16 protein-coding genes and 1 riboswitch are annotated in these 20,344 nt (G+C 42.3%); of the genes, 3 read left to right on the forward strand and 13 right to left on the reverse strand.

The window, feature by feature from the left end:
- Positions 1–15 precede the first annotated feature (15 nt).
- Positions 16–1,443: a helix-turn-helix domain-containing protein gene (locus O3652_RS05015; RefSeq protein WP_125412774.1), complete on the reverse strand. Its 1,428-nt coding sequence runs from the start codon at positions 1,441–1,443 to the stop codon at positions 16–18.
- 164 nt (positions 1,444–1,607) lie between these two features.
- Here O3652_RS05015 and hslO point away from each other — a divergent pair, with 164 nt between their 5' ends.
- Together hslO and dusB are read left to right on the forward strand one after the other, a co-directional pair.
- Positions 1,608–2,480, forward strand: coding sequence for an Hsp33 family molecular chaperone HslO (gene hslO, locus O3652_RS05020; protein ID WP_125412780.1), 873 nt, complete (start codon positions 1,608–1,610; stop codon positions 2,478–2,480).
- Positions 2,467–3,447, forward strand: coding sequence for a tRNA dihydrouridine synthase DusB (gene dusB, locus O3652_RS05025; protein WP_185755860.1), 981 nt, complete (start codon positions 2,467–2,469; stop codon positions 3,445–3,447). Before hslO ends, dusB begins: the two co-directional genes overlap by 14 nt.
- A gap of 66 nt (positions 3,448–3,513) precedes the next feature.
- On the opposite strand, the gene O3652_RS05030 is transcribed toward dusB, so the two are convergent.
- The gene (locus tag O3652_RS05030; protein ID WP_061587269.1) at positions 3,514–4,197 is read right to left on the reverse strand and encodes a hypothetical protein; all 684 of its coding nucleotides are present in this window, start codon (positions 4,195–4,197) and stop codon (positions 3,514–3,516) included.
- A gap of 265 nt (positions 4,198–4,462) precedes the next feature.
- Between O3652_RS05030 and O3652_RS05035 the strand changes: the two genes are divergently transcribed.
- A complete protein-coding gene (locus tag O3652_RS05035; protein ID WP_049504550.1) occupies positions 4,463–4,693 on the forward strand; it encodes a hypothetical protein in 231 nt (76 codons plus the stop codon).
- A gap of 48 nt (positions 4,694–4,741) precedes the next feature.
- Here the strand turns inward: O3652_RS05035 and O3652_RS05040 are convergent, their stop codons facing one another.
- The 11 genes from O3652_RS05040 to polA all read right to left on the reverse strand — a co-directional run bounded on the left by O3652_RS05040 (position 4,742) and on the right by polA (position 20,255).
- A complete protein-coding gene (locus tag O3652_RS05040) occupies positions 4,742–5,515 on the reverse strand; it encodes an NUDIX hydrolase (RefSeq protein WP_125412787.1) in 774 nt (257 codons plus the stop codon).
- A gap of 1 nt (position 5,516) precedes the next feature.
- A complete protein-coding gene (gene pnuC / locus O3652_RS05045) occupies positions 5,517–6,296 on the reverse strand; it encodes a nicotinamide riboside transporter PnuC (RefSeq protein ID WP_125412792.1) in 780 nt (259 codons plus the stop codon).
- 9 nt (positions 6,297–6,305) lie between these two features.
- On the reverse strand, positions 6,306–7,364 hold the full coding sequence (locus tag O3652_RS05050) for an AAA family ATPase (protein ID WP_125412798.1): 1,059 nt from the start codon (positions 7,362–7,364) through the stop codon (positions 6,306–6,308).
- A gap of 145 nt (positions 7,365–7,509) precedes the next feature.
- Positions 7,510–9,942: an ATP-dependent Clp protease ATP-binding subunit gene (locus O3652_RS05055; RefSeq protein ID WP_125412800.1), complete on the reverse strand. Its 2,433-nt coding sequence runs from the start codon at positions 9,940–9,942 to the stop codon at positions 7,510–7,512.
- Position 9,943: 1 nt separating this feature from the next.
- Positions 9,944–10,402, reverse strand: coding sequence for a CtsR family transcriptional regulator (locus O3652_RS05060; RefSeq protein WP_001211258.1), 459 nt, complete (start codon positions 10,400–10,402; stop codon positions 9,944–9,946).
- Positions 10,403–10,573: 171 nt separating this feature from the next.
- Complete coding sequence (locus O3652_RS05065) at positions 10,574–14,359, reverse strand: Spy0128 family protein (protein ID WP_371590137.1); 3,786 nt, start codon at positions 14,357–14,359, stop codon at positions 10,574–10,576.
- Positions 14,360–14,562: 203 nt separating this feature from the next.
- Positions 14,563–15,291, reverse strand: coding sequence for an ABC transporter ATP-binding protein (locus O3652_RS05070; protein ID WP_371590138.1), 729 nt, complete (start codon positions 15,289–15,291; stop codon positions 14,563–14,565).
- Positions 15,291–16,298: an ABC transporter substrate-binding protein gene (locus O3652_RS05075; RefSeq protein ID WP_303407615.1), complete on the reverse strand. Its 1,008-nt coding sequence runs from the start codon at positions 16,296–16,298 to the stop codon at positions 15,291–15,293. Before O3652_RS05075 ends, O3652_RS05070 begins: the two co-directional genes overlap by 1 nt.
- Positions 16,299–16,334: 36 nt before the next feature.
- A complete protein-coding gene (locus O3652_RS05080) occupies positions 16,335–17,093 on the reverse strand; it encodes an ABC transporter permease (RefSeq protein ID WP_371590139.1) in 759 nt (252 codons plus the stop codon).
- A complete protein-coding gene (locus O3652_RS05085; protein WP_125412822.1) occupies positions 17,056–17,346 on the reverse strand; it encodes a thiamine-binding protein in 291 nt (96 codons plus the stop codon). Before O3652_RS05085 ends, O3652_RS05080 begins: the two co-directional genes overlap by 38 nt.
- Before the next feature lie 70 nt (positions 17,347–17,416).
- Positions 17,417–17,519: riboswitch (TPP riboswitch) on the reverse strand.
- Between the two features lie 102 nt (positions 17,520–17,621).
- Complete coding sequence (polA, locus tag O3652_RS05090) at positions 17,622–20,255, reverse strand: DNA polymerase I (protein WP_125412827.1); 2,634 nt, start codon at positions 20,253–20,255, stop codon at positions 17,622–17,624.
- Positions 20,256–20,344: the final 89 nt, after the last annotated feature.

Consider the following 20,344-nt stretch of genomic DNA (forward strand, 5'->3'; position numbering starts at 1 on the left):
GAAAATTCAGGCCTTTTAGGCAAAGAGCATCTGACGAATCTTCGCCAAATCCTCTATATCCAAATCATTTTTTAAATAATAAACCGGAGTCTGTTCTTTCTTATGAATCGGGTTGTTGGTAATCAACAAATCATAATGTCGACTGGGCTCATAGGCTTCAATAGTAATGAAACGATTGTATTCCAAATACCGTTTCAAAAGGGCAGCCATCCTAGAAAAGACAAGGAAACCAGATGTCAAATCCAGACCAATCCTCATATGTTGACCACCATTTTCAGCCATATACTCTATCAACTGGAGCCATTCCCAGAGAATTTTCTTATCCAAATCCGTCCCCTGATGAAAGGCTGGCAAGATATGAAAAATTCTCTCTGCAGTCCCTCTAAAATCATGTTCCATCAGCAAATAGGGATGGCGATTCTCTGTCTGGTATCTGTACTGATCTTGCAAGATATAGCCCTTGTATAGATAAATTTGACCACAAAGCTGACTGAGTTCATAGGTGACATGGTCCTCTGTGTAGTCCCCCAGTAACTCCTCTTTCTTCATCTCTTGAATCAATTGCGTCAGCAAATCGGCTAACTGCCCTCCAAAACCAAGGATATACTCCATAGTATGAAGGGGCAAGATACGATGGGAAAGGAGAAATGAAAAGAATATCATCATCTCACCGTCCTCAGTTCCTAGAGGAATGTGCTGGCCACCAAAAAAAGAAGGAGTCTTTCTAAGCAAACGAAGATAGAAAATATTGTCAAAATACCCCTGCATTTTTTCTTCTATGACTTGAAACTGACAGGCGTTAACCCGAAGGCGCTGTTGACTGATATGATTCCAGAGAACCAAGTCTAATTTCTGACCCGAAGACAAGTTTGCACCGCAGATTTCTTCTAGGGTAGCAATATCCTGCTTTCTCTCCGCTTTCTGCATATGACTTTCCCACTCCTGACTGGACCAGACCTTGCGGAAAAGACAGAAATAAAAGTAACGAATCTGATGCTCTGGACCTCGCCAACGACCATTTTGGATGGATAAGTCAAACTCTGACAAAATCTGATTTAGACTAGCTAAGTGGCGACCAAGCGTGGCCTCACTAATCATCAATTCTTGAGCCAGTTGATGGGCTAGGAACTGTTGGTGATAGAGAAGGTAAACCAAAATTTGGTATTTAATGGCATTGTCTAGAAACAAGCTCCGAATCTCTCTCCCCTTGGTAGCTGCACCAATCGACAGACGCAGATTTTCATCTTCCAAGTGGATGGTCAGCTCTAGTCCTCTTTCCAAGGAATTTTCGTTAATCAGAGAGATATACTTGGTTAAGGTCGCCTTTGAAAATCCTGTTTCTTCCATGGCTTCCTTGACGGTTGTCTGCGAATCTTGTAACAGAAAGGAAAGGACTAAAAATTGACCAGATTCGGCTTTTTCCATCAAATCACCTAAATACATTTGTTACCCCTTTCATTTTCTCCTTCAAGAATAGCATAAATCTTAGAAATGCGGAAATAATCTGTTTCTCATTTTATTTTAAAGCCGATTTCCTCGTACTTATTCCACAGAAACAGCAAACACACGACTCCCCCTTTAGGCATTTTTATGCTAAAATAGTAGCTATGGATAAAATTATTAAAACTATATCAGAAAGCGGAGCCTTTCGTGCTTTTGTTCTTGACAGCACGGAAACCGTCCGCACTGCTCAAGAAAAACATCAAACTCAAGCCAGTTCAACTGTCGCACTTGGTCGTACCCTTATCGCTAGCCAAATTCTCGCAGCCAATGAAAAAGGAAATACCAAGCTAACGGTTAAAGTTCTTGGAACTAGCTCTCTCGGCGCCATCATCACAGTTGCAGATACTAAGGGAAACGTCAAAGGCTATGTGCAAAATCCTGGCGTTGACATCAAAAAGACCGCAACAGGTGAAGTCCTAGTCGGACCTTTTGTCGGAAACGGTCAATTCCTCGTTATCACAGACTACGGTACTGGAAATCCCTACAACTCCATGACTCCCCTCATCTCTGGGGAAATCGGTGAAGACTTGGCCTATTACCTGACAGAAAGTCAACAAACCCCTTCAGCTGTGGGGCTTAATGTCCTTTTAGACGAAGACGACAAGGTCAAAGTTGCTGGAGGTTTTCTTCTCCAAGTATTACCAGGAGCCAAGGACGAAGAGATTACTCGCTTTGAAAAACGCATCCAAGAAATGCCAGCCATCTCGACTCTTCTGGAAAGCGACGACCATATCGAAGCCCTTCTCAAGGCCATCTATGGTGACGAATCCTACAAACGTCTTTCTGAAGAAGAAATTCGTTTCCAATGTGACTGCAGCAAAGACCGTTTTATGAACGCTCTTGCCAGCCTTCCAAATTCAGACCTTGAAGAAATGAAAGAGGAAGACCACGGGGCAGAAATCACTTGTCAATTCTGCCGAACAACTTATAACTTTGATGAAAACGACTTGGAGGAACTCATTCGTGACAAATCTTAATACACCTTTTATGATTGGCAATGTTGAGATTCCCAATCGTACCGTTTTAGCGCCTATGGCTGGCGTGACCAACTCAGCATTTCGTACCATCGTAAAAGAGCTCGGAGCTGGACTCGTTGTCATGGAAATGGTCTCTGACAAGGGAATCCAATACAACAATGAAAAAACCCTGCACATGCTTCATATCGATGAAGGCGAAAACCCAGTTTCTATCCAACTTTTTGGTAGTGATGAAGACAGCCTCGCACGCGCAGCAGAATTCATCCAAGAAAATACTAAGACCGATATCGTCGATATCAACATGGGTTGCCCAGTTAACAAAATCGTGAAAAACGAAGCTGGAGCTATGTGGCTCAAGGACCCAGACAAGATTTATTCTATCATCAACAAGGTCCAATCTGTCCTTGATATCCCCCTCACCGTCAAAATGCGTACAGGCTGGTCTGATCCATCCTTAGCCGTAGAGAATGCCCTCGCAGCTGAGGCTGCTGGTGTCTCTGCCCTCGCTATGCACGGTCGTACACGTGAGCAAATGTACACTGGTCACGCTGACCTTGACACCTTGCACGACGTAGCCCAAGCCCTAACCAAGATTCCATTTATCGCAAACGGTGACATCCGTACAGTCCAAGAAGCCAAACAGCGTATCGAAGAAGTCGGAGCTGACGCTGTCATGATTGGTCGCGCAGCAATGGGAAATCCTTACCTCTTTAATCAAATCAATCACTACTTTGAAACTGGAGAAATTCTCCCTGACTTGACTTTCGAAGACAAGATGAAAATCGCCTACGAGCACTTGAAACGCTTGATTAACCTCAAAGGGGAAAACGTAGCCGTTCGTGAATTCCGTGGCCTCGCTCCTCACTACCTCCGGGGAACATCTGGCGCTGCCAAACTTCGTGGAGCCATTTCCCAAGCTAGCACTCTGGCAGAGATTGAAGCCCTCTTGCAATTAGATAAAGCTTAATACACAAAAAACCGTAACTCGCTTGAGTTTACGGTTTTTTTAGATACTAGGAAATCCTAGATACTATTATTGAATCAAGGCAACGCTCGAAACTTTACCATCCGCACCTGTTGTAATTTGGATGATTTTTCCTCCACCGATTTTGGCATTATACTTACCATCATCAAGAGTGTAAGAGTAGCCTCTGATAGAATAGTTTTCTTTCTTTCCATCTGCAGTTTCTACTGTGAATTGCCCCCCTGATGAAACCGTAATAGTTTCGCCATTCGCTCCCTTCCAGTTGCCTGTAGCTGCTGAGAAATCACCATCGACCATGGTTAAAACACCCTTGTAGCGTTTGTTGTGTTCTGCTTGCTTGTCTTGAAGTTTGCGGTCAGTTGTTGGATCATAGCTTGACTGGTTAGACTGGTCTTGAGAGCCTTGCTGAGTTGAAGGTGCCTGAGATGGAGCTTGTTGACTGGGAGCTGCTTGTTCTTGTCTTGATTCAGGTGCTGGTTTCGCTTGTGACTGATCTGCCGTTGTAGAAGACTGACCAGAAGATGCCTGAGCCTTTTCAGATGAAGCTGAGCTTGAAGATTTTTGTGTCTTGCTTTCTTTGCTAGAAGAAGCTGCTTTAGAACTTGATGATTGACTTGTTTTTGCAGAGCTACTGGTTTGAGTGGATTCGTTTTTATTTCCACAAGCTCCCAGTAGCAAGGTAGAAGCCAATACAGTCGCTGCCATCAATTTGATATAGGTTTTCTTTTTCATTTTTCTACTCCTTTGTAACATTTTTGAAATGTTAAGAAATCTTTTTGTAATATAATTGTAACATTGGGCTTTGAATCTGTCAACTATTTAGAGAAACTATTTTAAAAAATTTCTCTCTACTATTTCTATTCGTAATTGAAACGAAAAAATAGAAAATTTTTAAAATTAAAGTCCTATTTTTTACATCACCTTTGTGTAATCGCTTGCATTGCATTAGATAAAGGAATATAATAACATTGAAATAGAATATAGGAGGTATGCTCTTATGCTAAATAAGTATTACAAGTATCTTCCTTGGTTGATTTTGGGAGCTATTGGCTCTTATCAATCAGCCACTTACTATGCGCGAACTGCATTTGATGTCTTCTATCTGACTGCAATCTTTTTAATTGTTTATATCGCTTTGTTATTTTTACATGAGAACTATCTCAAGTATCGATATAAAGACTTCTTTACTCACATGTTGAGTAATCCTAAGAAAGATAGCCATTCATAAAAATGATGATAAATAAAGAGGTCGGGAACTTTGTCCCGACCTCACTTTTTATTTCAATCGATAGGTTTTTCTTGGTTTCTTTTTGGGTACTCGTTTGAGTCCGACTTCTTCTACATATTCGCCGTATTTTACGAGAAAGTTATTGCTGACGATTGGGCGACCTGGGTTGATGAGATTGACTAGTTCAGTTCCTTCGTAGACAGTGAACTCCTCCTCCAGCAGATAGAGGAAGGTCGGATTCCAGTCAAGACGACCTTGAATTCGTTTGATGGATTCTTGGATAATGGCATAATGGTCAAAGGCGAAGGCTCTCTCGTCCAGCTCGACCCCCTCTAGGAAACATTTTCCTGTCTGAAAGTCGACATCTACGAAAACGACATCCTTGGCATCGTCACCTGCCTGAACGAGGTCTAAGGCACGACTAGGTAGGTACACTAAGTGAGCAATGGTCACCGTCCAGCCCCGTGGGTCACGACCGGGGGTCGATACCGTCATCAATTGCTCGATTTTCTCCAAAGGTAGATCGAGATTGACTTCTTCTCTCACCTCGCGCTGACAGGCATGTGCAGCATCTTCCCCCTTGTCCATAAAACCTCCAACCAAAGCCAAACAGTTTTGATAAGGGTGAGCCTTGCGACGGATCAGTAAGAGCTTGATTTTTCCTTCGACAAAGCAGTAGGCCACCATATCCACCGTAACGCTTGGTTTTTCGTATTGAGGGAGTTCCTGCTTGTAGTACCAGTCTAAAAACTCCTCCTGACTGGCATGGATTTCATAATATTCTTTTTCCGTCATCCCTTCTGGAATCTTTATGTCTGCCATCTTATGCCTCCTTTCGAACTGCCTTAGTCCATTGGTACCAACCCACTAAACTGTTAAGTGTGTAAACCCAGTACATCCCTTGAATGTGGATATTTTCACCCCACCAGAGATAAATACTAAAGAGATTGGTTGCAATCCAGAAAATCCATTGCTCACGGTAGAGACGTGTCATCAAGAGCTGACCAACACCATTGGTCGCATCAGTAACACTATCACGGAAAGGACGAGCGCTATTGATACTTTGGTAAGCCAAGCCCATACCAATCCAGATAATGGCAGTCAAGACTAAGTACTTGAGCCATTCAAGAACAGATAATTTCTTAGCTTCAAAGTGAGATTCTTCTGGCTTTTCCTGTTCATTGATACGATTGGACAGCCAAGCATAGAGACCAATCGGCTGCATGACAAAGAAGTAAACGGTCGTCAAAACTTCGCCATAAAAAGTCGCATTCATTGCCAAAATCAAATAAATAGCCGAGTTAATAGCCCCAAAGAGATAATTGCTTGCACGACCTTCTGCTACCAAGATAACACAGACAATCCCAGTCCAGGATGCAAACAAGCTCAGCCAGTCATGACTTTCCGTATTTTGTGTGAATTCCAAGATCAAGGGAACACTTGACAAGGCGATGAGATACAACCACTGGAAAAGGCTACGTCCGACAAAGAGATCTTTCCAGAGCAGGCGCATGATCCCTGCAAAACCAATCTTGCGAGCTTCTGCATGGACATTGTTAAAGTTTTCGATAAATTGTGTGATTTTTTTAGTTACTGTTTTCATCATTTTCTCCTAATCTGCTTGGTAAATGGCATCGATAGCCACTTTGGCTGCTTCATAATTGCCTAGGTAATCCTCAGCTAGATAAACTAGTGGAATGGTGGTTAAATATCGCTCTCTCATCTGGTCCAGATGCTGGGAAAAACTGTAGCGAATATGGTCTTCCGCCATGGTCATATCTCTAAATCCGTCATTGACATAAGAACCGACAGGCTGCACAAAGAGAATCAAGTCCCATTTTTCCTTAGCCAAGATAGAAACAAAGAGATTGTCAAAGGTTTCTCCTGATAAGTCCCCTTGGTCCTCAGTCTCCATGTAATAATCATAGTAGCCCTTGGTTACTAAGGAGTTGGTGTCAGCTATTACTAGGCCTCGATTGGCATTGCTATCTATTAACTTGGAGGTCTGGTCATACTGCCCTAAAAGGAGATAATAGTAATCCTTTGGAGTCAATTCATCGTCGCGGACATTGTTTTTGATCTGGTACTCACGCGCGTATTCCAGACTAACGGGCGCATCGTAATACCTTGCCAAATCCTTGGCTAAAGTAGTCTTCCCATTGCTGGCACTTCCCATGATCAACACTTTCTTAGTAAACTGACGACGGAAGGGCTGAGCGATGTATTTCCAATATTTGCTTGGATTTTCTCGAATCATAGTCGCTGAGATACCAAACTTTCTTTCTTGCAAGACAGTGCCAAATCCACGTTTAGCTAGTTCTTGCTGGTATTCTTCTTCTCCCACAAAGAAAGTCAGTTCTTGCTGGGCTTCATCGTAGGAAATCTCCGATAACATCTGATCCAACCACTCCTGCCAGCCCATAGGGTACCGGGGAAGGTTGGTTTCATCTAACTTGCAGACAGAGGTCAACTCGTCATCACGAAAAGCCTCTCTGATATAGCGAAATCTTTTTTGAAGACTTAAGCCTACCTGCTCCCCTCGGTCTCCCTCATAGCCTGAAACGACTACCCAGACCTGATCACACTGGCGCTTCGCTCTCTGGATCAGGTCGATATGCCCTTGATGGAGAGGGGCAAAGGTCCCAAATACCACTGCTGTTTTCTTTTTCATAAACGTTTTACCTTTTTATAATTTTCGATATTTTTATTTTCTATGTTTTTATTATATCTTATATTTTTGTTTTGTCAATAGTTTTTTATTATTTTTTATAAAAAGACGATGAAAAAGAATCAGGATTCCTCCTGATTCTCCATTTTTAAGCAATATCAAATTTTAATTGACCAGCTTTGACACCTATCTTGAGGGTCTTGCCTGCTACCAGTTCTCCCTTGAGGAGGAGCTCAGCTAGCTTGTCTTCCACCTCTGTTTGCAGTGTTCTGCGAAGTGGGCGAGCTCCCATTTCCGGATCATATCCTTGGCTTGCTAGTAACTTCAACGCTGAAGCTTGCAGCTTCAAGTCGATGCCTTTCTCTGCCAGGCTAGCAATCAATGGTTTCACCATGATCTTGACAATCTCCTGCATGTGGTCGCTATCCAAACTGTGGAAGACCACCTTTTCATCAATACGATTGATAAACTCTGGTCGATAAGCTTTTTTCAACTCTTCAAAGATTCGTTTTTCCATATTCTCCTGGTCAAAACGAATGTCCTTGGCCCCAAAGCCGACCGTCTTGTCATCACGAAGGGCTGTCGCACCAAGGTTTGACGTCATGATGATGATGGTATTTGAAAAGTCGACCTTACGCCCCTTGCTGTCTGTTAGAACTCCATCATCCAAGACTTGCAAGAGGACATTAAAGATGTCTGGGTGGGCCTTCTCTACCTCGTCAAAGAGGAGAACGGAATAGGGTTTGTTGCGAACCTTCTCGGTCAACTCCCCACCTTCTTCGTAGCCCACATAGCCCGGAGGAGCTCCATTGAGACGGCTGGCTGCGAATTTCTCCATATATTCACTCATATCAAAACGGATAAGGGCTGATTCATCATCAAAGAGAACTTCTGCCAAGGCCTTAGCCAATTCGGTCTTACCGACACCCGTTGGTCCTAGGAACATAAAGGAACCAATCGGACGCTTGTGGCTGCGAATTCCTGACTGGTTGCGGCGAATCGCACGGCTAATGCTTGAAACAGCTTGATCTTGACCGATGACACGTTTGTGTAGTTCAGCTTCCAAGTTCAGGTATTTCTTGGCGTCAGTCTGCGTCAGTTTTTGGACTGGAATACCTGACAAGCGACTCAAAGTCGTCAAAATTTCAGATTCTGTCACCAAGTCTTTATAGACAGGCAATTCTTGTTCTTTTGCGATTAGCTGACCTGCTTGTTTCCACTTGCCATCCATCAAGGCCTTGTCAGCTGGACTCAAGTCGGATTCGTCCATTCTCACATGCTTGGATTTGTTTTGCACTGTTGCTGCCGCCTCATCCAAGAGGTCGATAGCAGAGTCTGGCAAGTGACGACTGGTCAAGTAACGATGGGCCATCTTAACAGCTGTTTCGACAGCTTCATCTGTGATTTTCACACGATGGTGTTTCTCATAGGTAGCTTTCAAACCTTGCAAAATAGTCATGCTGTCAGCTAAACTTGGCTCTTCAATGGTCACTTTGGCAAAACGTCGAGAAAGAGCTGCATCTTTTTCGATGTGTTTTTGATATTCTTCCTGAGTGGTTGCACCAACCGTTCTCAAAGTTCCACGTGCCAAGGCTGGCTTCAAGATATTGGCCGCATCTAGAGTCGAATCAATACCGCTACCAGAACCCATGATGGTGTGGAGTTCATCGATAAAGAGGATTACTTTGCCATCTTCCTCGATATCCTTGATGATATTGTTCATGCGCTCTTCAAAATCCCCACGGAAACGTGTTCCCGCAACGACATTCATCAAATCAAGCTCTAGAACACGCATCTTTGCCATTTCCGCAGGCACATCCCCACTAGCAATACGCTGGGCAAGGCCAAGTGCCAGAGCTGTTTTCCCGACACCCGCATCCCCAACCAAGACCGGATTGTTCTTGGTCTTTCGACTCAAAATCTGAATCATACGTGAGATTTCCTTGTCTCGACCGATAACTGGCTCTAACTTGCCAGAGCGCGCTTGCTCCGTCAGATCATGTGTGTAGTCCTCTAGACCGCCACTTTGAGCTTGAGGCATGCCCATCATATTGGCCATGGAATTTTGCTTGTCAGTTACTGTGCGATGGCGTTGACGCAAAGCCTTAAGGTCTTCTCTTGTCCAACCTGCACGTTCCTCTAAATTGCGACGAAGAGCAGCAATTCTGACCTGATCTTTCTGGTCTTCATAAGAAAAGCCTGCTCTCTCCAAGATGCGAGTTGCCAAAGCATTACCATCATGCAAAATCGCATAGAGGACATGCTCTGTCCCTAGCACCTTAGCATGGACCACTGAAGCCACATACTCTGCTTCTGCAAAGAGAAGCTCCAAACGATGGGAAAAGGGCAATTCCGTAAAGGTTTCGTCTTGGCTATAGTCCGTTTCAGTCAGTTCTAAAGCAACCTCTTCTAAACGATCCATCTCGTATGGATAATCATTTAGAGTCGCACCTGCCACACTGTAACTGTGATTGGACATGGCAATCAATAAATGCCAAGACTCTAGATAACGAGCTCCAAAATGGCCAGCAACCATGTAGGCACTCTCGATACATTCATTCAATGCTTTTGAATAGTTCATCTTACTTCTCTTTTCTATCTACCTCTTGTAATAGCTGTCGGAGCATATTGGCACGGACAACTGAGGATTCTTCCCCTAGGACACGATCAGTTGCTACAGAAGTCAGCAAGGTCATCTCCTGCTTGGTCATCAAGTCCTGCTCCACCAAAAGCTGGAGAATATCTTCATAAATCTCCTGACTAACTCGCTCACCAATCGAGTAAAGCAAATCGCGGAGCATCTCATGATGATTAGAAAACTCAATTCGTCCGATGCGAATGTAGCCTCCGCCACCACGCTTGCTCTCAACCAAGTAACCTCTGCTTTCAGTAAAACGTGTCTTGATGACATAGTTGATCTGACTAGGCACAACCTGAAAGGTATCAGCTAACTGGCTCCGTTGCAATTCCACGATACCAGACTGGTCTAAAATCGCCTTGATATAGGCTTCGATATGATCTGATGTATTTTTAAATCTCATAGTAAATCAAACTCCTTCTTTGAACCTTGACTATCTTTGACTATTATACCGAAATTTTTGATTTTTTTAAAGGAAAAGGGAACGAGTTGCGAAGATTATTATAAAATATCCAAAACAAAAAGATGGGACCGTAAAACGGTCACCATCATTTTGCTTTATTCAAAGTTAAGATTAGTCAACTTTTTTAGCACGGTATACAAGTCCTGCCAAAGCTGCAAGAACTAGACCAAGAATAGTAGAGAATGCTGTAAAGTCTGCTCCACCAGTGTTTGGCAAATCTCCCTTAGGTTGTTCACCCTTAGGATCTTCCTTAGGTTCTTCTTTTTTCGGTTCAGTATACTTGTTAGTGATTGTTGGGTTGTTACCTGTAACTGTTGTTACAAGTTGGCCTGCACCGTTGTCAACGACTTCAACTGTCACTTCGTGTTTAGTAGTATCGTATGTCACATTTTCTTCCTTACTATCTACTTCAGTAATAGTGTAAGTGTAGACACCTGCGTTTGCGAAATCAATTGCTTTGAAAGTAACAGTACCGTCTGCAGCGTTTGTAGCTGTTTCGATTACTTTGTCACCTTCTTTAAGTTCAAACTTAAACTGATCTTTTACAAGTTCTTTACCTTCCAAGACTTTCTTAGCTGTGAAAGTTACTTGTGTTGAAGATGCAACATAAGTATTTGTGAAGATTGGGTTGTTGTCAGTTACAGTCGCAACAAGTTGGCCTGCACCGTTATCAACAACTTTAACTGTTACATTGTGAGTAGATTTATCGTATGTCACACCTGCTTCGCTACCTGCTTTTTCAGAGATAGTGTAAGTGTGGCTACCTGCTTCTTTGTATTCGATACCTTCGAAAGCAACAGTACCGTCTGCAGCGTTTGTAGCTGTTCCAATTACTTTGTTACCTTCTTTAAGTTCAAACTCATATTTGCCTGCTTCAAGGGCTTTACCATTCAAGACTTTAGTAGCCGTGATGTTTACAGTTGTTGAAGCAGCTTTATATGTGTTGGTGAAGGTTGGGTTGTTACCTGTAACAGTTGCAACAAGTTGACCTGCACCATCATCTGTAACGTTTACCTTAACTTCGTGTTTAGCAGTATCGTATGTCACACCTGCTTCGCTACCTGCTTTTTCAGAGATAGTGTAGGTGTGTTCACCTGCTGCTGTGTACTCGATAGCTTCGAAAGTAACAGTACCGTCTGCAGCATTTTTAGCTGTCGCAACGACTTTGTCACCTTCTTTAAGTTCGAATTCGTATTTACCAGCTTCAAGAGCTTTACCATTCAAGACTTTAGTAGCCGTGATAGTTTCACTTGTTTTAGCTGCTTTATAAGTGTTGGTGAAGGTTGGGTTGTTACCTGTAACAGTTGCAACAAGTTTTCCTTCCCCGTTATCGGTAACGTTCACTGTTACATTGTGAGTGGATTCATCGTATGTCACACCTGCTTCGCTACCTGCTTTTTCAGAGATAGTGTAAGTGTGGCTACCTGCTTCGTTGTACTCAATTTCTTTGAAAGTAACCGTACCGTCTGCAGCATTTTTAGCTGTTCCGATTACTTCGTCACCTTCTTTAAGTTCAAACTCATATTTACCAGCTTCAAGGGCTTTACCATTCAAGACTTTAGTAGCCTTAATAGTTTCACTTGTTTTAGCTGCTTTATAGGTATTGGTGAAGGTTGGGTTGTTACCTGTAACAGCTGCAACAAGTTGACCTTGGCCGTTATCTGTAACGTTTACTGTCACTTCATGTGTAGCAGTGTCGTATGTCACACCTGCTTCGCTACCTGCTTTTTCTGAGATAGTATAAGTGTGGTTACCTGCTTCATTGTATTCGATTTCTTTGAAAGTAACAGTTCCATCTGCAGCGTTTTTAGCTGTTGCAACGACTTTGTCACCTTCTTTAAGTTCGAATTCGTATTTATCAGCTTCAAGAGCTTTACCATCCAAGACTTTAGTAGCCTTAATAGTTTCACTTGTTTTAGCTGCTTTATAGGTATTGGTGAAGGTTGGGTTGTTACCTGTAACAGCTGCAACAAGTTGACCTTGACCGTTATCTGTAACTTTTACCTTAACTTCGTGTTTAGCAGTATCGTATGTCACACCTTTTTCGCTACCTGCTTTTTCAGAGATAGTGTAAGTGTAGTCACCTGCTGTTGCGAACTCAATTTCTTTGAAAGTAACAGTTCCGTCTGCAGCGTTTTTAGCTGTCGCAACGACTTCTTCACCTTTTTTAAGTTCGAATTCGTATTTATCAGCTTCAAGAGCTTTACCGTTCAAGACTTTAGTAGCTGTGATAGTTTCTTTAGCTGGTTTAGCTTTATAAACGTTCGTGAAAGTAAGGTTGTCTGCGCCTGTTGCAGTTGCAACAAGTTGACCTTGGCCGTTATCTTTAACGACTACTGTTACTTCATAAGCATTTGGATCGTATTCAACTCCGGCTACATCACCTGCTTTTTCAGAGATAGTGAATGTACGAGTTTCTTCTTTTGTGAAGGTAAGTTCTGGGAATTGAATCTTACCGTTTGCATCGTTTGAAACAGTGTGGAGAACTGTTCCGTTTTCTTTCAACTCAAATTCAAATTGGCCAGCCTCGATAGCTTTACCGTTCAAGACTTTCTTAGCTTCAAGTTGAAGTTTTGCTTCTTTAGCAGCGTATGTGTTTGTAAATTCTTTCTTAGAATCTTTATATTTAACACTTGCAATCTTTTGACCATACACGTTTGCTACAGTAACTTCTGCTTCAAGTACTGAATCATCGTATGTATAGCCAGGTTTGTTGTCATTTACTTCTTTAATTTGGTATTTGAATGTACCTTCATTAGAGAATTTAACTGCTGGGAATTTAACATTTCCTTCAGCATCGTTTTTAGCTTCAGTTACAGAACCATCTGGAGCAATCAATTGGAAAGTAAATGCATCTGCCTCAAGAGTTTTTCCTTCAAGTTTTTTCTTAACTTGGAATTCAACCTCATCAGACTTCGCACCTGAACCGATACCTTCTGTAGTTGTCAAAGCAGCAAATCCATGAACATCAAATGTTTCTTGATCGGTTATCGCTTTTACATCGTTAAATGCTTTTTTAGTTGCATTGTCAACTGGAGCAGTTAGACGAGTTTTATATAGGATATAGAGACCTTGTCCGTCCATTGTGCCATCACCGTTTGGAGTGATGGTAAAGTGATTTCCATCAACAACGTTGATATGGGCAGCTTCTAGTCTTGGACGAGCTTCAGCTTTGTTCCACTCAGTAAAGTAGTAACCAGTAATTTCACTTGCAAGAACTTGTCCTTCTGGAATAGTATCTTCGAGTTTAACCCCTGTGTAAGATTTTGCATAGCGGTTAACACGGATACGCCAGTTTACGTAGTTCGGGTCGTCTGAGTCTTGAACTCCCCATTTAGTAAATCCAGTTGGGTCATCATCTGGGACGATACGAGTCAAAGTGTAAACTTGGTCACCTGGGATATTAATTTGATAAGGAGTGTTTAGTTTAACACTATCTGCCCAAACGACTGTAAACAGGGCAGTAATCTCCTTGTTCTCTGACAAATTAGCAAAGTAAGCAGCATTTGTCACTTTGACAGTAGCTGTGTTATCTGCTTTACTAGTTGTCAATTCAGCAATAGTTGTTTGCCCATCTGGTGCTTTCAATTCCGTAGTAGAATCTTTTTCAATTTTAAATTCGTTTGGAACATGATACACCATGTAATCCCCATCTTTGAGGGTTACATCATTTGGGAAACTATAAGTTGGTTGAAGATAGAATTTACCTTCCCCGTACTTAGCGCCATCAACAAGTTTGTTATTGTTGATTTTTGAAACAGTTTTCATTGTGTAACTGCTCGCTGGTAGTTCCTCCGCTTGAACAACTGTGCTAACTTTGAGTGCAGGTAGAAAAACTGACACTACTAGCAGCAAGGCCATCAAGCCATGAAAGAGTTTACTAGTTCTCTTTTTCACCACATTATCCTCCTTATTGTCTATAATGGTTCAATTATATTATACAGATTCATGACAAAATGTCAACTAAAATTTATTTATTTTTATATTAACTTACCATTTATTTAAATAATAAGCCCAATCATGCATGTTCATCAGCTTTGAAACAATTAAATACAGGCAAGAATTTCGCTTGGATTTAATATATACTAATTTCCTAAAAGCTACGTATTTAATCCCAACTCCGCTAAAATCTGGCGTTTGTAGGCAATTTTTTGAACTTCCTTGTCTTCGCCTTCAGACCAATCAAGTTTGACTTCAGAAACAATCTGACCAGGGCGATTTTTCAAGATATAGATACGGTCACTAAGATTAAGAGCTTCCTCGATACTATGCGTAATGATGAGTGTCGTCAGGCCTAGCTGTTTATGAATATCAAGATACCAGGCATGAAGTTCCATCTTAGTCATCTCATCCAAAGCGCTAAAGGCCTCGTCTAGAAGAAAGAGCTTATGCCCGAAAAGGTAGGTACGGAGTAAAGCAACACGCTGGCGCATCCCACCACTGAGTTCATGAGGGTACTTATCCCTTACAGCCGTCAACTGAAAGGTAGCAAGAATTTCATCTGCTTTGGCAATGGCTTCTGTCTTGTCCACCTTTTGGATCAAGAGGGGCAAAATGATATTGCCAAGGACAGTCTTGTGTTCCAAAAGTAAATCCTTTTGTAGCATATAGCTCACGCGCCCCTTGGGATTTTCCTCCCCATCAAGTACAATTCTACCTGACTGGACTTCTAAAATCCCTGCAATAAGGTTAAAGAGAGTGGTCTTACCTACACCACTGGGGCCTAGGATAGAGACCACTTCACCTGAAGTCACCTGCAGGTTAATATCCTCTAAAATCTTTTCATCATCGTAGGCATAGCTTACGTGTTCTAGTCTAATTTCTGTCATTATTTTACAAATTCGTTAGTAAATCCTTTATCAGTCAAGTCTTCCTTGAGGATTCCATTTTCTTTATCCCATTTGTAGAAGGCATTCCAGCGATCAGCATCAAATTGTCCCCATTTTTCCTTGTCGCTAGCATACTCTTTTGACAAGTATTTTTGAGATTCGATAACGAAATCACGTTTATCCTTTAACTCAGGGGCATTCTTGATCAAGATATCAGCCGCTTCTTCTGGGTGCTCCATCGCGTATTGGTAACCTTTTTTGATAGCTTGGATGACTTTACGAGCTTCTTCTTTGTTGTCTTTTAGATAGTCGTTGTTTGCGATGATAACTGGTGAGTAGTAGTCAAACTCTTTGACGTAGTCTTTCAAATACATGAAGTTAGCATCTACACCTTGAGATTTAGCAAGGATTCCATCCCAACCATAGTAAATCCAGGCAGCATCAAAAACGCCATTGGCAATCGGTGTGATCGAATTTGAGTCGTTGTTTGGTACTTTTTCAACCTTGTCAAAGTCTCCACCTTGAGATTCTACCAAGGTTTTCAACATCGCAAGCTCAGTTGGGTCATTCCAAGTTCCGTATTTCTTACCAACCAAGTCTTTAGGGCTATTGATATTGTCAGACTTACGAGAGATAATCCCTGATGTATTGTGCTCAACGATTGCTGCAACGGCAGTAATACCTGCTCCTTTTTCCAATTTCTTAGCCATGTAATCTTGGAAATAGATAGCAAATGGAGCCTTACCATTGATCACCAAGTCAGATGAACTTTCTTCTGGTGGCAATTTCAAATCAACATCCACTCCAGCTTCTTTGAAATAACCTTTTTCTTTGGCGACATAAAGCCCTGTGTGGTTGGTATTGGGTGTCCAGTCTAGGATAAAGTCAATTTTTTTGAGTTCTGCTTCTTTGTTGTCCTTAGAAGCAGTTCCTTGGCCACAAGCCACAAGCACGACAGCTAGAAGAGCTGTTACAATCGTTAAAAACACTTTCCATGTTTTCTTCATTTTTATTTCCTCTTTTCTTTTTACAAAACGCTTCTTTTAAGTACGTTTCCATTTAATCACATATTTTTCACTGATATCAACTAGCTTCATACCCAGAAGACTGATCAGCGACACCAGAATAATAATCGCGAACATGGTATCATACTGAAACAGTTTTTTTGACTGAATCATGTAGACACCAAGTCCTTCAAAGCCTCCCAACCACTCAGATACCACTGTTGTGATAAAGGCGTAGGAGACACTGACTCTCAGACCTGCATAAAAGTAAGGCAGGCTGACTGGGATTTTAAAATGCCACAGAATTTGCCAAGGATTGGCTCGCATCAGACTAAACAAGGTCAGCATATCCTTGTCACAATGCCTAAATCCATCTAGAATACTGATGATAATAGGGAAGGTTGTTGTCAGGATAATCAAGACAATCTTGGGCAAGATTCCATAACCCAACCATAAAACTAGGATAGGGGCTATGGCAATGGTCGGTATGGTCTGGACAACCACCATCATGGGGTAAATCAAGTCATTGAGCCAACTCAGACTGTCCATAAGCACAGCCATGATACAGGCAATCAAGACTCCTAAGACTAGTCCGAGTATAGCCACTCTCAAGGTCGCCCAGCTATGGTGCCAGAGAAATTCTCTGTCACGAACAAAGGCCTGGAGAATTTCAAAGGGAGTTGGTAGGATAAACTTGGGTAAAAGTTTGAATATTCCTGCTAACTGCCAGATTGACAAGACTCCTAGAAAACCCAATAGACTAATGTGTCGTCTCAGTATACTTTTCAAGTTTCTCATCAATACTTAAAATCTCTCCTACATTTATTTTGACATTGGCAAAGACATTATCTGCTTCCCGCCCTGCCACTTCTAGTGCGTCTTTGAGAATGCGCATAAGCTCATCAAACTCCCCTTCCAAGACCGTTTCAAATGGTGTCACCACCATGGTCACGGACTGAGCTTGCAGATAAGCAATCACCTGATCGATAATAGCAATTTGATCAATCCCCTGTGATAAGGGCAATACTTGCAAGGCAATACTTGCTTTCATAAAAACCTCCTTTTCTCAGGTTTCCTTTTGACAAAAAGAAAACCCCTTCCATATATGGAAAAGGTGCAGAATTCGGCTAAGTATCGTTCCCTACGCTGGCATTACCCAGATCAGGTGCGGTCGAAGTTTAACACTTCCTCTCAGACTGTACACAGACTCCCATATCTTATATGGAAATATAGTAACGCAAATACAAGGAAAAGTCAAGGAAACTGCTTACAGAAAATCTTGAAAAGAGTTTGAAGGCAACTGCTTCAAACTCTATCATAGTTTTCTTATTTAGCCTCGTACCAGGTTACCCCTTCATTTTCATCTGCGATAAGAGGAACACTGAGTTGGATGGCTTCTTCCATGGTTTGTTTCACTAGTACTTTAATGGCTGCTAGTTCTGATTTCGGAACTTCAAGGACGATTTCATCATGAACTTGCAACAGCATCTTGGTCTGATAACCGCCCGCTACTAAAGCCTTGTCTAGCTGGATCATAGCAATCTTGAGAATATCTGCTGCCGAACCCTGAATAGGAGAGTTGATAGCTGTCCGCTCTGCAAAACCACGAATGTTGAAGTTGCGTGAATTGATATCTGGCAACTCACGACGACGCTTGAAGAGAGTCTCTACATAGCCCTTATCACGCGCCTCACGCACCACTTCATCCATGTAGTTTTTAATACCTGGGAAGCGTTCAAAGTAAGTGTCGATGTAGACTTTAGCCTCTTTACGGCTGATGCCCAAATTATTAGACAAACCAAAATCTGAAATCCCGTAAACCACTCCAAAGTTTACCGCCTTGGCATTACGACGGTCGTTTGGAGTCACATCCTCAGGACGTTCAATTCCAAAGACCCGCATGGCCGTCGAGGTGTGGATATCTGCTCCCTCTTGAAAGGCCTTAATCAAGTGCTCATCTTTAGAGATATGGGCCAAGACGCGCAATTCAATCTGTGAATAATCCGAGCTGAGCAGCACGCTATCCTCCCATTCAGGTACAAAAGCCTTACGAATGAGACGGCCTTGTTCCAAGCGAACAGGGATATTTTGCAAGTTTGGATCCACACTAGACAAACGCCCAGTCTGAGTCAAATCCTGCACATAGCGCGTGTGGATCTTGCCATCAGCCAAAATCCAGTCTTGCAAACCAATCACATAGGTAGATTGGATCTTAGCAATCTGACGGTAGTCGAGGATTTTCTTAACAATTGGCGCAATAGGAGCCAGACGCTCTAGCACATCCACCGCTGTCGAGTAACCTGTTTTGGTTTTCTTAGTGTATTCTAGAGGAAGACCCAGTTTTTCAAAGAGAAGCACGCCCAACTGCTTAGGCGAGTTGATATTAAACTCCTCACCAGCTAGTTCATAAATCTCTTGGGTGAGTTGCTCAATGACGACCTCATTTTCAGCCTGCATCTCAAGCAGGGTTTCTTTTTTGACCTTGATCCCAGCGATTTCCATCTTGGCAAGGACAAAAGCCAGAGGTTGCTCCATGTCATAGAGAAGGTCTAATTGCCCATGTTCACTGAGTTTTTCAAGTAAAACCGGCTCCGTCTCAACCAATACAGCAACCTTGCGAGCTAGGTGTTCCAAGAATTTCTCTCTCTCAGGGATAGCTTTCTTGACCCCCTTACCGTAGAAAGTCTCATCATCGACCAAGTATGTTTGACCGTAGAGAGTCGCAATGGTTGAGATTTCATTGTTCTCGACTGTTGAGAGTAAGTATTTTGCCAAACGGTTGTCAAAAGCAGGGGCCTGCAGATTCAAACCCAAGCGATTTAAAAGAACCTTCGCTTTTTTAAAGTCATACACTTTCAGAGGTGTTTTTTCTAGAAAATCCTTGAGAATCGGCTCCTGCAAGAGCTCAAGTTTATCTGTAGTGTAAAGTTTATCCCCACAGGACCAGGCAAAACCAACCAAATCATCTGTATGGTAATTTTCACCAAAGAGTTCAAAGTGGAAGATAGAGTCGGCACTCAGCATGTCTTGACTGACTTGGTCAACAATAGTGAAATCCAAGCTCTCAGGCGCATCCTTCGACGAAACATTTAGAGCTTGTTTGAGCTGTTTGAAGCCCATCTCATCGTAGAATTTCCCGAGATTTTCCACATCTGGGCCATTATATACCAAATCATCAAGGCCAATCTCAATTGGTGCCTGAGTTTCAATGGTCGCCAAGGTTTTAGACAAAAAGGCTTGTTCCTTGTCATTGATGAGATTTTCCTTCATCTTAGAAGCCTTCATCCCATCGATATTTTCATAAATACCCTCGAGCGAACCATGTTCCAGCAAGAGCTTGATACCCGTCTTTTCACCGACTTTCGTGACACCAGGGATATTATCAGACTTATCCCCCATGAGGGCCTTAAGATCAATGAACTGAGCTGGCGTGAGGCCCATCTTTTCCATGAGATAGTCCGGCGTAAAGGCCTCAAACTCAGCCACACCTTTCTTAGAAATCTCGACCACCGTATGCTCATCCGTCAACTGGATCAAATCCTTATCTCCGCTAACGATTGTCACATCAAAAGAATCCTTCTCAGCCAAACGGCCTAAAGTCCCGATGATATCATCCGCTTCATACTGGGCCAACTCATAATGGCGAATCCCAAGATGGTCTAACAACTCACGAATGAAGGGAAATTGCTCACGAAACTCATCTGGAGTTTTAGCACGGCCACCTTTGTAGTCTGCATACATCTCTGTTCGAAAAGTCGTCTTACCTGCATCAAAGGCTACCAAAACATGACTGGGCTCAACCCGCTCTAAGACATGATTCAACATGAGTTGAAAGCCATAGATTGCATTGGTATGAAGGCCATTAGCATTTTTAAAACGATCCAACTGCTGATAGAGCGCAAAAAAAGCTCGAAAAGCAACTGAAGATCCATCAATTAATAATAATTTTTTCTTGTCCATACACCCATTATAAAGGAAAGAGGGGAAAAATACCATCGGAAAGAGCTGAAAAACGTGGACTTGTTCCTATTTCACCATAAAAAAGAAAA

Origin of the sequence: Streptococcus sp. 27098_8_23, assembly GCF_041432195.1 — a bacterium.
Classification (GTDB): Bacteria; Bacillota; Bacilli; order Lactobacillales; family Streptococcaceae; genus Streptococcus.

Coding starts and splice junctions, on each gene's coding strand:
- O3652_RS05015 (WP_125412774.1), bottom strand. CDS start 1,443: ATGTATTTAGGTGATTTGATGGAAAAAGCCGAATCTGGTCAATTTTTA.
- hslO (WP_125412780.1), top strand. CDS start 1,608: ATGGATAAAATTATTAAAACTATATCAGAAAGCGGAGCCTTTCGTGCT.
- O3652_RS05030 (WP_061587269.1), bottom strand. CDS start 4,197: ATGAAAAAGAAAACCTATATCAAATTGATGGCAGCGACTGTATTGGCT.
- O3652_RS05035 (WP_049504550.1), top strand. CDS start 4,463: ATGCTAAATAAGTATTACAAGTATCTTCCTTGGTTGATTTTGGGAGCT.
- O3652_RS05040 (WP_125412787.1), bottom strand. CDS start 5,515: ATGGCAGACATAAAGATTCCAGAAGGGATGACGGAAAAAGAATATTAT.
- pnuC (WP_125412792.1), bottom strand. CDS start 6,296: ATGAAAACAGTAACTAAAAAAATCACACAATTTATCGAAAACTTTAAC.
- O3652_RS05050 (WP_125412798.1), bottom strand. CDS start 7,364: ATGAAAAAGAAAACAGCAGTGGTATTTGGGACCTTTGCCCCTCTCCAT.
- O3652_RS05055 (WP_125412800.1), bottom strand. CDS start 9,942: ATGAACTATTCAAAAGCATTGAATGAATGTATCGAGAGTGCCTACATG.
- O3652_RS05060 (WP_001211258.1), bottom strand. CDS start 10,402: ATGAGATTTAAAAATACATCAGATCATATCGAAGCCTATATCAAGGCG.
- O3652_RS05070 (WP_371590138.1), bottom strand. CDS start 15,291: ATGACAGAAATTAGACTAGAACACGTAAGCTATGCCTACGATGATGAA.
- O3652_RS05075 (WP_303407615.1), bottom strand. CDS start 16,298: ATGAAGAAAACATGGAAAGTGTTTTTAACGATTGTAACAGCTCTTCTA.
- O3652_RS05080 (WP_371590139.1), bottom strand. CDS start 17,093: ATGAGAAACTTGAAAAGTATACTGAGACGACACATTAGTCTATTGGGT.
- O3652_RS05085 (WP_125412822.1), bottom strand. CDS start 17,346: ATGAAAGCAAGTATTGCCTTGCAAGTATTGCCCTTATCACAGGGGATT.
- polA (WP_125412827.1), bottom strand. CDS start 20,255: ATGGACAAGAAAAAATTATTATTAATTGATGGATCTTCAGTTGCTTTT.